This is a genomic window from uncultured Campylobacter sp. (genome assembly GCF_905371695.1).
Lineage (GTDB): Bacteria > Campylobacterota > Campylobacteria > Campylobacterales > Campylobacteraceae > Campylobacter_A.
Genome location: NZ_CAJPMA010000051.1, coordinates 1 through 12,051, shown reverse-complemented (window position 1 = coordinate 12,051; position 12,051 = coordinate 1). Strand labels below are relative to the sequence as shown.

Here is a 12,051-nt window from a genome sequence, read left to right as displayed (position 1 = left end):
GCGCAAAACTACGCGCTCGTTTTTGGCGTATAACCCCGCCACTCTCGCTAGCCAGGACTTTGCGACGCTATAAAGCCGCCCCGGGATATAGACCGCGCGCTCTATTTTTAGATCGCACGGCGCATGATAGCGGTGATAGTCGCGCGGACTTAGGTAAATGTTAGCAAAATCCCACTCGCGTAACGTCTCCTCCTCGCTCGCGGCTTCGCTTAAAAGCTCGCGCAAATCATAACTCATCCCCTTGACGCTAAACGCCGCGCCGCGCTCGCTCGTACCGCTGCTTAGGCACGTGCCGTCGCTAGGGCTTAAAAAAGCTCGTTCTTGCGCGTCAAAGTCTCTGGGTTTTAAAAGTTCGCGCGTAAAGAGCGCGTTTAGGCTCTCGTAGCTGCTAGCGGGCGCGAATTCGCTCATATCTATATTAAAAAATTTTACGTAGCGTTCGTTGATAAAATTTTGCACCGCGCGCGGGAATTTTAGCCCGCCTACGATCCCGAAAATTTGCGAAAACCTCTTATCGAAATCCATCTATTCCCCCTTTAAATCTAAAATCGCGATCTCGCTGGGCGCGAAAATTCTAACCGGCGGTCCCCAAAATCCCGCGCCCGAGCTTACGTAAGCCTGCATTTTATCGTTTAATCTATAAAGCCCTCGTAAAAGCTTTTGATCTAGTAAAACCAGCAGCTGAAACGGGAAAATTTGCCCGCCGTGCGTATGACCGCAAACGACTAAATCGACCTCGTCGCCGCGCATGGTTTGCAAAAATTTAGGCTGGTGAGCTAGTAAAACGGTAGGCTTATCCTCGTCGCGCCCCGCTAGCGCCGCGCCTAGATCGGGCGCTAAATAACCGAATCTAATGCCCGCCAAATCGTGTACGCCCGCTAAATTTATCCCGCCGATTCGCACGTGGGCATTGGCTAAAATTTGCGCTCCCGCAGCCGAAATTTTAGGTAAAATCTCGCGCGCGCCGTGATAATATTCGTGATTGCCCGTCACGTAAAACGTACCGTATTTCGAGCGCAGATCTTTTAGCGGCTCTAAAAAATCGCCGATTTTATCCGCACTAAAATCGATTAAATCGCCAACGATAGCGACTGCGTCGGGTTTTTGAGCGTTTATCTGATATACGAGCGCGGCTAGAAATTCCTTCTGCAAAAACTCGCCGATATGCACGTCCGAGATCACCGCTAGCCTCATGGGCTCTTTTAAATTTTTAATAATTATCTCTGTTCTGCGTACGCGCGGCGGCGTAAGCGCGTTAAACATCCCTTTAAAAAAGTAGCTAAAAAGCAAAACCAAAAACGTAACGTCGAAGCAAATTTTAATAAATTTCCGCCTACTTTGACTAAATTTCGCGCGCCTAAACGCTACTCTTAAAACATCGTAAATCAGGCTTACGCCGAATAAAAATAACGAAAACGCCACGAGCGCGCCGGCTATTAAATACGCGCCTACGCTTAAAAACGCAAAGCGAATTTGTAGGAAAAATATAAACCCTATCGCTGCGACGGCGTAGAAAAATAGCCTAACGTAAAACAAATACGCGTTAAAAAACGCGATCTTTTTAATAAAGCGCCTATACGCGTAAAAATTCGCGCCGACGCAAAAGATAGCAGCGACGCTTAAAATTCCTAAAAGTCCCAAACCCGGCCCTTAACTAGCACGAAAACATTTCGGACAACTGCGCTTCGTCTTTTAAAGTCAGCTGATTTTTCTCGTCGAGTTTGATTAAATTCGAGCTTTTAAATTTGTTTAAAATTCGAGATAAAGTTTCGGGAGTGATGTTTAAGATCGACGCGATTTTGGTGTGGCGCAGCGAGTTAAACAAATCCTCGTGCATGACGATAAATTTCGCCACCTTCGCTTCGGCGTTTAAAACCAGCTCTTGATGGAGTAAGTTGCTGGTAATTCGTAGTTTTTGCGACATCGATTTTAAAAGGTAAAGGCAAATTTTAGGATTGCTTAAAAACTCGCTCTTAAATTTTTCGTAATCTATCTTTAAAACCTCGCCCGAAACCGCAAACGCCGCGCTTGCGGGATACGGGATATTTTCAAAATTTACGACTTCGGCTACGAAATTCATAGGCGCTAATTGATGCAAGAAAATTTCTTTTCCGCTGGGAGCGGTTTTATAAAGCTTAACCGAGCCCGTTAGCAAAAATATCAGCCACTTAGGCTCCTCGCCCTCTAAAAATAAAATTTCGCCCTTTTTATATTTTTTAGCTACCGTGATGGCTTCTAATCTTTTAGCTTCCTGCGGCGTTAGCGCCTCGAAAAACGATACTTTTTCTATCATTATCTATTTTTAAGCAAATCGCGAATTTCGGCAAGCAGCGCGGCCTCTTCGCTCGGCGCCGCGGGAGTAGCGGGCTCTTCTTTCGGAGCGCTTTTTAACGTATTTATCGCTTTTATAACGCAAAAAATACAAAATGCGATAATCGTAAAATCTACTATCGTCTGAATAAACGCGCCGTAATTTATCGTAACCGCCGCCGCGTCGCCCGCCGCCTCTTTTAGCGTAAATTTTAAATCGGTAAAATTTACTCCGCCCGTTAGTACGCCAGCGACCGGCATTATCACGTCGCCCACTAGCGAGCTTACTATCTTACCGAACGCTCCGCCTATAACCACGCCCACGGCCATATCCAGCACGTTCCCGCGCATCGCGAATTCTTTAAATTCCTTGATAAAGCCCATTTTGAATTCCTTTTTAAAAAATTGTCCGATTTTACGCAAAAAAGCTAAATCCAAGATAAATTACCGAAAATTTATCAAGGCGGTGATATAATCGACGCTTAAATTTAGCACAAGGATAACGCCTATGTATCGTTTTGCCCCGTCGCCGACCGGCGATATGCATATCGGAAATTTACGCGCGGCGATATTTAATTATATCTGCTCGCTGCAAGATAAAAGCGGATTTATTTTACGCATAGAAGATACCGACCAAGAGCGAAATATTAAAGGTAAAGAAAAGGATATTCTCGAAATTTTAGCGCTTTTTAGCATCGTGCCGCAGCAAATTTATATTCAAAGCGAAAATTTAAAATTTCACCGCCAAATGGCAAGCAAGCTTTTAATCGACAAAAAGGCGTTCGCCTGCTTTTGCAGCCAAGAGGAGCTAGAAGCTAAAAAAGAGGCGGCAAAGGCCGCGGGCGTCGCATACAGATACGACGGTACGTGCGAGAAAATGACCGACGAGCAAGTGCTAAACGACCCGCGCCCCTTCGTAATCCGCATGAAAAAGCCCGCGCATTCGATGAGCTTTACCGACGCGATAAAAGGCGAGCTAAGCTTCGAGCCCGACGCGATCGACAGCTTCGTAATTATGCGCGCGGACAAAACACCTACGTATAACTTCGCCTGCGCGGTGGACGATATGCTAGAAGGCGTTACTTTCGTCATTCGCGGCGAAGATCACGTAAGCAATACGCCAAAGCAAGATCTGATCCGCGAGGGGCTGGGCTATACGGGCAAAATGGGCTACGCGCACCTACCTATCGTGCTAAACATCGAAGGTAAAAAAATGAGCAAACGCGAGAACGAAAGCAGCGTGAAATGGCTGCTTCAAAGCGGATTTATGCCAGAAGCTATCGCAAACTACCTAATAATGCTGGGCAACAAAACGCCGTGCGAAATTTTTACGATCGAGCAAGCCGTGCAGTGGTTTGACCTAACCAAAATTTCGCGCTCGCCGGCGAAATTCGACGTCAAAAAGCTAGAACAGCTAAACCGAGAGCATATTAAAATCGCAAGCGACGAGCGCATCGCGGAGCTTTTCGGTTTTGAAAAAGACCGGAATTTAGCCGTTAAAATCGCGCTGGCTAAATTTTACACCCAAGAAAGCTCGCTGATACCGCAAATCGCCGCGAAAATTAGCGCCGTTTTCGCCGTAAAAGTCGCGCCTAGCGAATACGCAAACGAGTTTGAAACGCTAAAATCCGCCGCGCAAACGCTGCTAAATACGCCAGCCGCGCAAAATTTCGACGATTTTAAAAAAGAGCTTATGCAAAAAAGCGGCTTAAAAGGCAAAAATTTCTTTATGCCACTTCGCGCGCTGCTTACGAACGAACTTCATGGACCCGAACTATCCGAGCTTTACGCGATTATCAAAGAAAATTTAAGCGAGGTGATAAAATGATACTATCTACCTTTCTTTCCGCGGTCGCTACGATTTTGCACACCGTAATTAACGTCTATATTTGGATTATCATCGCAGCCGCGCTTATTAGCTGGGTGCGCCCCGATCCTTATAATCAAATCGTGCAGCTACTCTACCGACTAACCGAACCCGTCTACGAGCGCCTGCGCCGCCTAGTGCCGACGATAGTGGGCGGGGTCGATCTAGCGCCTATTATCGTGCTTTTAGCGCTTCAATTTACCGATCTATTTTTCGTGAGACTGCTTCATGAATTTGCCGCGTCTTTATAGCTTATTATGCGCGTTTGCAGCGTTTTGCGCGGCTGGAGTAATAGAGTTTAACGAGCTGAAAGATAAACCCAAAGGCCTCGCTAAGGACTATTATATAAACCGCCTAATCACCGAACGAAAGCCCAGCAAAGAGCAAATTAAAATTTTAAAATCCGATATCTCTCGCCGCTCGGGACTAGCGCAAAAAAATATGGATAAAATTTTACCGCCGATAGCCGCGCCCGAGCCACCCGCATGCCCCGGCGTTACCGCGCGAAACATAATAGACGCCAACGCGAGCTGTCAAAACGCGCTAACTACGGTAAAATTTAGCCTAAATTTGTCCGCCGCGACGCGCGCGGCAGTCGCTAAAAACCTATCCGCCCCCTACCCGCAAAAGGCTAAAATTTTACTAGCGCTAAACGAGAAAAATCCCGCCGAAATTTTCGCGCGAGAGATGCTTAGCGCGCAGTTTTTAGCGCTTTTTAACGCTTCTAGCCCCGCGCAAAAATCGCAAAATTTTAGCAGCGAGTTAGAGCCTGCGTTTATGGATAAATTTTACGGCGAAAAGGGCTTTACGCAGCTTTTAAGCGAGCTGGTTACGGGGCGAAAATTCGACGGGTTTAGGCAAAATTTGCTTAAAATAACGCCGCAAATTACTAGCGGCGGCGACGCGTTTTTTCTAGGGCTTAACGCCGTTACGCTAAACGACGAATCGCGCGCGGTGGAGTACTTTTCGCGCGCGGCGCAAACGTTTGAGAAAACTTGGCAGCGCGACAATGCGAATTTTTGGCTTTATCTAATCAAAAACGACGAGCGAATTTTAGCCGAGCTTGCGGATAGCAAGGATATAAATATCTACTCGCTTTACGCCAAAGATTTCGTAGAAACGCCGCCTTTTGAAGTCGTAGTGCCGCGCCCCGAGCGCAAAAACGTCGAAAATTTCGACGTTACGGATCCTTTTTTATGGCAGCAAACGGCAGCCCTAGCCAAGGATATGAACTCTACGCAAGCTCACGCCTACGCGCAGAAATTTTATACGCAAGAAAGTCTCGGGGCTTACGCATTTTTTATGCAAAAAACAAACGATAAACACTACTTTTTAATGCCCGACTCTCCCGCGCTTAGCGACGTAAACGCGACCAGAAAATCTATGATCTACGCGCTGGCTCGCCAAGAAAGCCTATTTTTACCGTCGGTAATCTCGACTTCTTACGCGCTGGGTACGATGCAGATCATGCCGTTTCTCGCCAACCACATCGGCAAAAAAGAGCTAAAAATACCCGATTTCGACCAAGACGACCTATTTAAGCCCGACGTCGCCTACGCGTTTGCGGATCATCATTTAAATTATTTGGAGAAATTTTTAAGCCATCCGCTATTTATCGCATACGCTTATAACGGCGGCATCGGCTTTACCAAAAAGCTAATCACGAGAGAAGATATGTTTCGCAAGGGCAAATTCGAGCCCTTTTTATCCATCGAGCTAGTCCCCGTGACCGAAACGCGCGTCTACGGCAAAAAGGTACTCGCAAACTACGCCGTTTACAGCGCGCTTACGGGTTCCAATATAAGGATTTCGACACTTTTACGAAGCTTAACGACGCCTTCTTTGACGGATAAATTTCGAAAGTAAGCGATAGATTATCCGCGTCTTTGCTAGGCGCGGTTATCTCGTAGTACCGTGCCCAAGGTAGGCTAAACCCCGCAAATTTTAGCAGCTCGTCGCTCTCGTCTAAAAGCCTCACGCTAGTGCCGTTATTATCGCCGTTTACCTTTATCGTAGTCGCGTCGATCTCTCGTTCTTTTGGATTTATCGCGACCAAAAAAGTCTCGCCCGAATTCTCGCCCAGTTTTGCTTGATAAATCGGATTTAGATAAGTCGCGATTATTAGCGTGCGGTTCGTATCTTCGATTATTTCGGATTTGCTAGTGTATGCCAAAAGTTCGTTTTTTAGCGGTTCGTGAACGATCTTTTTTTTATCCCCGCATCCAGCTAGCGCTAAAATAAAAACCGCAAATAACGTAAATTTTCTCATTTTTTATATTCTCCCGCGTTTTTCATAAATTTATAGCCTATCCTTCATCTTTTCGAATTCGTCTTTGATCACCTGCTCATGCGGCTCGGCGGTCATTTTATTTATCGCGTCCCCCCAGACGCTAACGACTACGATAGCGACGCTCGACGCGACGATACCTGGCAAAATTTCATACGCGTAAGCGTTAAGCCCCGAATATATCCAAAATAGCGTCGTAGCGCCGCCCGCAACCATACCTACGAGCGCTCCTAACGCGCTCATACGCTTCCAGTAAAGACTAAATAGCAACACCGGCCCAAAACTAGCGCCGAATCCCGCCCACGCGTTTCCTACGGCGCCAAGCACCGTATCTTTGGAGCAAAACGCCAAAACCGTAGCCGCGAGCGCCACGGCGACTACGGCGTAGCGACCGATGACTACTTGCGCCTTTACCGAAATTTCGCGTTTATAAAAGGCTAAAATAAAATCTTTCGTAACCGAACTTGCGCTAACTAAAAGCTGGCTTGAAATAGTGCTCATAATCGCGGCTAGCACGGCTGAAACGATAATGCCTAAAAAAAACGGCGGAAAAAGCTGCTCTCCTAGCCTTAAAAATACGGTTTCGGGATCCTCTAAACCGCCGCGCGAACTAAAATACAAAAATCCGATAAATCCGCTCATCATAGCACCCACTAGACCTATCACCATCCAGCTAATGCCGATACGGCGCGCCTGCGCGAGCTCGGCAGAGCTTCTAATCGCCATAAAGCGCACGATAATGTGCGGCTGTCCGAAGTAGCCGAACCCCCACGCCGCAAGCCCTAAAATTCCCCAAAAGCTCTGATTTGCGAAAGGGTCTAAAAGCTGAGGTTTAAGGTGCGAAATTTCGCCCCAAAAATTCGTATTTTGCGGTAGATCCAAATTTAGATACGCCCCGACGGGGATCGCGACCAGCACGAAAAACATAAGCGCGCCCTGAAACGCGTCGGTAATGCAAACCGCGCGAAAACCGCCGAAAAACGTATAAAACACGACTATAAACAGCGTCAAAATAGCGCCCCAACTAAACGGCAACCCGAAAAACGTCTCAAAGCTCTTTCCGCCTGCTATTACGCCGCTAGAAACGTAAAGCGTAAAAAATATAAGTATAAAAACGCCCGAAACGATGCGTAAAATTTTGGTGCGGTCTTTAAAGCGGTTTTCTAAAAAATCCGGGATCGTAATACTGTCGCTCGCCACTTCGGTGTAGACGCGCAGGCGCTTTGCTAGAAATAAGTAGTTGCAATATGCGCCGATTATTAGCCCCGCTAGCATCCAAATATTAACGATTCCAGTCGCGTACATAGCGCCGGGAACGCCCAATAGCATCCAGCCGCTCATATCCGAAGCCCCCGCCGAAAGCGCGGTAACTACGGGTCCTAATCTGCGGTTGTCCAGCAAATATTCGTTCATATTCGCGTTTTTATTATACGAATACCGCCCTATAAAAAGTAAAAGTCCGAAATAAATCGCAATCGCGACGTAAGATCCAAAGCTCACCGCACGCCCCTTTGTAATTTTAAAATTCAGATGGTATTATAATTATGTTTAATTTTTCATCAAATCGGCGCGAAAGCAGCCTTTTTAAGCGAAAAAATATCAAATTTTGCGTATTATTTGCGCCATTAAATTTTAAAAGGCAAAGCGTTGTTTAACGAAAAATTTTTCAAAATTTTATTCTTCGTCCTGATCGTGGGCGCGGGCGTTTATTTCGCCTATCCGACCGAGCTTAGCCAGGCGCAAAGGATGGCGTATCTAAAAAGCTACGGCGTGACGCTGGAACTTACGGTAGGCGGCATACTAATAGGCATCGCTCTGGGCTTTTTACTCGCGTTTTTAAGATTTTTAAACATTAAGCCCCTTACTTTCGTAATCGACGAATATATCGATATTTTGCGCGGCACGCCTTTAATGTTGCAGCTTATTATCTTTGCGTTCGTCGTATTCGTCGCATTTGAAAGCATTTACGCCGCTATTATCGCGCTAGGACTAAATAGCTCGGCTTATATCGCGGAGATCGTTCGCAGCGGTATAAATAGCGTCGATCGCGGTCAGATGGAAGCCGCGCGCGCGATGGGGCTAAACTACGCAAGCGCCATGCGGCTAATCATTATCCCGCAGGCTACGAAAAATATCCTGCCCGCGCTTGCGAACGAATTTATCTCGCTTTTTAAAGAAACTTCTATCGTGGGGCTTATAGGAATTTTCGATATCACGATGCAAAGCAGAAATTTTCAGTCCACGCTTTTTAGTCCTAAACCGCTTATTTTCGCAGGTATCGTCTATTACGTGAGCGTAAAATTTTTATCGCTATTAGCCAAAATTTTAGAGCGCAGGTTAAACCGCAATGATTGAGATTAAAAGTTTAAGCAAAAATTTCGGCGATCTTCGCGTATTAAACGACATTAGCGTAAGCGTCAAACAAGGCGAAGTCATTGCTATAATCGGTCCTAGCGGCGGCGGCAAAAGCACCTTTTTGCGCTGCATTAACCGGCTAGAAGAGCCTACGGGCGGACAAATTTCGGTTGACGGCAAAAATATCTTAGATAAAAACTCGGATATAAATAAAATTCGCCAGCGCATCAGTATGGTTTTTCAGCATTTTAACCTTTTTGCAAATAAAAGCGTGCTTGAAAATTTAACCCTAGCGCCCGTGATCACGAAACTTATGACGAAAGAGCAAGCTCAAAGCAAGGCTTACGAACTGCTTCGCAGCGTAGGATTAGAAAGTAAGGCAAACGCCTATCCGCATAAGCTCTCCGGCGGTCAAAAACAGCGTATCGCTATCGCTCGCGCGCTTGCGATGAATCCCGAAGTTATACTATTTGACGAACCTACCAGCGCGCTAGATCCCGAGATGATCGGCGAGGTGCTAGACATTATGAAAGAAGTCGCCGCGCGCGGCATCACGATGCTCGTAGTCACGCACGAAATGGGCTTTGCGCGCAACGTGGCAAATAGAATTTTCTTTATGGACGGCGGTAAGATCGCGGTAGACGATACACCTAAAAACGTCTTTGAAAATCCGCAAAACGCGCGCCTTCGCGAATTTTTAGGCAAAGTACTAAATCATTAAAAATTTAAACTCAACCCAAAGGATAAAAAATGAAAAAAATTTTCGCCCTACTTTTGGCAAGCTTCGTAGCGCTAAGCGCCGCCGAGCTTAAAATCGGCACCGCCGCAAACTATCCGCCGTTTGAATTTATAGACGAAAACGGCAATATCGCGGGCTTTGACATCGATCTGCTAGACGCGGTCTCAAAAAAAGCGGGTTTTAGATACAAACTCGTAAATTTAAGCTTCGACGGACTAATCGCCGCGCTTAAAACGGGTAAAATAGACGGCATCATTAGCGCTATGAGCGCGACTGACGAGCGCAAGAAATCAGTCGATTTTACCGCGCCTTATTATGTTACGGAAAATCTTTACATTCATAAAAAAGGAAGCGATATCAAAGACAAAGCCTCTCTTAACGGCAAAAAAATAGGCGTGCAGCTAGGCACCGTCCAAGAGAGCGCGGCAAACGAAATTCAAGGCGCGAAAGTAGCTCCTTTTGAAGAGATCGCAAGCGCGATACTAGCGCTAAAAGCCGGCAAAATCGACGCGATCGCGGTCGATAGCTCGATAGGCTACGGATATTTAAAGAAAAACGACGACTTGGAAGCGTTTTTAAAAGAGCCCGACGGTAGCGAGGGCTTTTCCGCGGCATTCGATAAAGATAAACAAACCGAGCTTATCGCTAAATTTAACGCAGCCGTAGACGAGCTAAAAAAAGAGGGCGCGTTTGATAAAATTTTAGAAAAATACGATTTAAAATGAAAAATATCTTAATAATTGCGGGCTCGGATAGCGTCGGCGGCGCGGGCGCGCAGGCCGACCTTAAAACCTGCGAGGCGTTCGGCTGTTACGGCGCTACGGCGATGACGGTATTCGTCTGCGAAAATACGCAGACTACTTACGATATTTCCGGGCTTTACGCGGGCTTCGTGGATTCGCAGATTAGAGGCATAACCGAAGAGCTTAATATAGACGCCGTCAAGGTCGGTATGCTCTTTGATACGCGCACGATGGAAGTCGCCGCGCGCTGGTTAGAGCGCTTTAAAAACGCTGGCGTACCGATAGTAGTAGACCCCGTTTGTATCAGCAAATCAAACGTAAAACTCATCAAAGACGACGCCATAGACGCGCTTCGCGATCTTTTAAAATTCGCCACCATCGCTACGCCTAATCGCTACGAGGCAAAAGCACTTTTTAACGACGATTTTAGTTCGCTAAGCTGCAACGTGATCGTAAAAAAACGCGTCGAAGACGGCAAAAGCATCGATACTTTACACAAAAGAGACGGCAGCACGCAAAATTTCGGCGCTCCGCTAGCAGACCCGCTTATTATGCACGGCGCGGGATGTACGTTCTCTACGGCGATTGCTTGCTCGCTAGCGCAAGGGCTTTCGTTAGAAGATGCGATCGAGCGCGCTAAAAAATACGTCTACGAAGCGATAGAAACGGGTTTAACTACGAAATTCGGCAAAACGCTTTTAAATCATAAAGTTAAAATTTGAGCGAAATTTACGCGATTAGCGACGATGTTTTAAGCCCCGACGGGCTAATCGTCGCTCACGCTCGCGAAATTTTGCGAAGCGGCGTAAAATTTTATCAATACCGTTGCAAAAAGGCGGTTAAAAACGAGGCCGTCGCGCGCGAAATTTTAGCTCTTTGCGAAGCCGTCGGGGCTAGATTTATCGTAAACGACGATTTGAAATTCGCCGCTCGTATCGGCGCGAAATGCGTGCATATCGGACGAGACGACGGCAGTGTAGCAAGAGCGCGCGAAATTTTAGGAGACGGCGCGTTTATCGGAGTTAGCTGCTACGGCGACTTAGAGCTTGCCTTGCGGGCGCAAGACGCGGGCGCGGCGTATGCGGCGTTCGGTTCGGTGTTTGAAAGCCCGACGAAACCGGGCGCCCCGCGCGTTAGTCTTGAAATTTTAGCTCGCGCGAAGGAAGTTTTAGAAATCCCCGTGTGCGCGATAGGCGGTATAAACGCGCGAAATATCGCCGAGATATCCGCGCTTAAAATCGACCTAATCGCCGTAGTCAGCGCGATTTATAAACCGCTTTTAATCTCTGAAAATATCGCCGCGTTAAAAAATGCGATGAAATTTTAAACGACCGTTATAAAATTTCGGCCATCTTTCGCGTCGGCTGAAATTTTCGTCCGAAACGAAATTTCGCGTTCAAATTTTGCCGAATTATAAAAACTTAGCCCGAGATTTTAGCAAATTCCTAAATTTTAAAGCAAAAGTGGCAAAGGTGCTTATAAGAACCTGCCTCGTAGGCTCGCGGCCGCAAGCGGGACCGCGAAAATCGATATGCGGCAAATAACCTATCGACGGCAAAAATTTCTAGCCGCAAAAATAGATAAGGCAAAAACCTCTTACAAAAAGCGTCCGCAATACGACGCGCTAAATTTTACGCGAGCAAAGGTAAGCAAACGACTATACTGCCGCGAATTTACCTTGCGAATTAAGCGCGCGGATACGGCAAGATTAATCAAAAACGCCGCGCCGATTTTACGAAATTTTAAATGC

15 protein-coding genes are annotated in these 12,051 nt (G+C 46.7%); 9 read left to right on the top strand and 6 right to left on the bottom strand.

The window, feature by feature from the left end; genetic code table 11:
• From asd to mscL, 4 genes are all read right to left on the bottom strand, one after another.
• The coding region (gene asd, locus QZ147_RS05810; RefSeq protein ID WP_295148068.1) for an archaetidylserine decarboxylase at positions 1-525 on the bottom strand (525 nt) is incomplete at its 3' end.
• Positions 526-1,641 (bottom strand): metallophosphoesterase, encoded by a 1,116-nt coding sequence (locus tag QZ147_RS05805; RefSeq protein ID WP_295148066.1) that lies wholly within the window; start codon positions 1,639-1,641, stop codon positions 526-528. It abuts the gene before it with no gap.
• 13 nt (positions 1,642-1,654) lie between these two features.
• Positions 1,655-2,293, bottom strand: a complete 639-nt coding sequence (locus QZ147_RS05800; protein ID WP_295148065.1) for a Crp/Fnr family transcriptional regulator — start codon at positions 2,291-2,293, stop codon at positions 1,655-1,657.
• Entirely contained in the window at positions 2,293-2,694 is a 402-nt protein-coding gene (gene mscL, locus QZ147_RS05795; protein WP_295148062.1) for a large-conductance mechanosensitive channel protein MscL, read from the bottom strand. The genes QZ147_RS05800 and mscL overlap by 1 nt, the downstream gene beginning before the upstream one ends.
• A 124-nt stretch (positions 2,695-2,818) precedes the next feature.
• Between mscL and gltX the strand changes: the two genes are divergently transcribed.
• Genes gltX through QZ147_RS05780 form a run of 3 tightly spaced genes read left to right on the top strand, consistent with a single transcriptional unit; the run spans position 2,819 to position 6,043 of the window.
• A complete protein-coding gene (gene gltX / locus QZ147_RS05790) occupies positions 2,819-4,138 on the top strand; it encodes a glutamate--tRNA ligase (RefSeq protein ID WP_295148060.1) in 1,320 nt (439 codons plus the stop codon).
• Complete coding sequence (locus QZ147_RS05785; protein WP_295148057.1) at positions 4,135-4,428, top strand: YggT family protein; 294 nt, start codon at positions 4,135-4,137, stop codon at positions 4,426-4,428. The genes gltX and QZ147_RS05785 overlap by 4 nt, the downstream gene beginning before the upstream one ends.
• Positions 4,406-6,043, top strand: coding sequence for a lytic transglycosylase domain-containing protein (locus QZ147_RS05780; RefSeq protein WP_295148055.1), 1,638 nt, complete (start codon positions 4,406-4,408; stop codon positions 6,041-6,043). The genes QZ147_RS05785 and QZ147_RS05780 overlap by 23 nt, the downstream gene beginning before the upstream one ends.
• Here the strand turns inward: QZ147_RS05780 and QZ147_RS05775 are convergent.
• Both QZ147_RS05775 and putP read right to left on the bottom strand, forming a co-directional pair.
• Entirely contained in the window at positions 5,964-6,446 is a 483-nt protein-coding gene (locus QZ147_RS05775; RefSeq protein WP_295148052.1) for a hypothetical protein, read from the bottom strand. The genes QZ147_RS05780 and QZ147_RS05775 overlap by 80 nt on opposite strands.
• 30 nt (positions 6,447-6,476) lie before the next feature.
• The gene (gene putP / locus QZ147_RS05770) at positions 6,477-7,964 is read right to left on the bottom strand and encodes a sodium/proline symporter PutP (RefSeq protein ID WP_295148049.1); all 1,488 of its coding nucleotides are present in this window, start codon (positions 7,962-7,964) and stop codon (positions 6,477-6,479) included.
• 147 nt (positions 7,965-8,111) lie between these two features.
• Between putP and QZ147_RS05765 the strand changes: the two genes are divergently transcribed.
• The 6 genes from QZ147_RS05765 to QZ147_RS05740 all read left to right on the top strand — a co-directional run.
• A complete protein-coding gene (locus tag QZ147_RS05765) occupies positions 8,112-8,819 on the top strand; it encodes an amino acid ABC transporter permease (protein ID WP_295148046.1) in 708 nt (235 codons plus the stop codon).
• The gene (locus tag QZ147_RS05760) at positions 8,812-9,540 is read left to right on the top strand and encodes an amino acid ABC transporter ATP-binding protein (protein WP_295148044.1); all 729 of its coding nucleotides are present in this window, start codon (positions 8,812-8,814) and stop codon (positions 9,538-9,540) included. Before QZ147_RS05765 ends, QZ147_RS05760 begins: the two co-directional genes overlap by 8 nt.
• A gap of 29 nt (positions 9,541-9,569) precedes the next feature.
• Positions 9,570-10,283 carry a basic amino acid ABC transporter substrate-binding protein gene (locus QZ147_RS05755; protein ID WP_295148041.1) on the top strand — a complete coding sequence of 238 codons (714 nt, stop codon included), beginning with the start codon at positions 9,570-9,572 and terminating at the stop codon, positions 10,281-10,283.
• Positions 10,280-11,023 (top strand): hydroxymethylpyrimidine/phosphomethylpyrimidine kinase, encoded by a 744-nt coding sequence (locus QZ147_RS05750; RefSeq protein WP_295148039.1) that lies wholly within the window; start codon positions 10,280-10,282, stop codon positions 11,021-11,023. Before QZ147_RS05755 ends, QZ147_RS05750 begins: the two co-directional genes overlap by 4 nt.
• On the top strand, positions 11,020-11,628 hold the full coding sequence (gene thiE, locus QZ147_RS05745; protein ID WP_295148036.1) for a thiamine phosphate synthase: 609 nt from the start codon (positions 11,020-11,022) through the stop codon (positions 11,626-11,628). The genes QZ147_RS05750 and thiE overlap by 4 nt, the downstream gene beginning before the upstream one ends.
• A gap of 204 nt (positions 11,629-11,832) precedes the next feature.
• On the top strand, positions 11,833-12,051 hold a 219-nt coding region (locus tag QZ147_RS05740), incomplete at its 3' end, for a hypothetical protein (protein ID WP_295148033.1).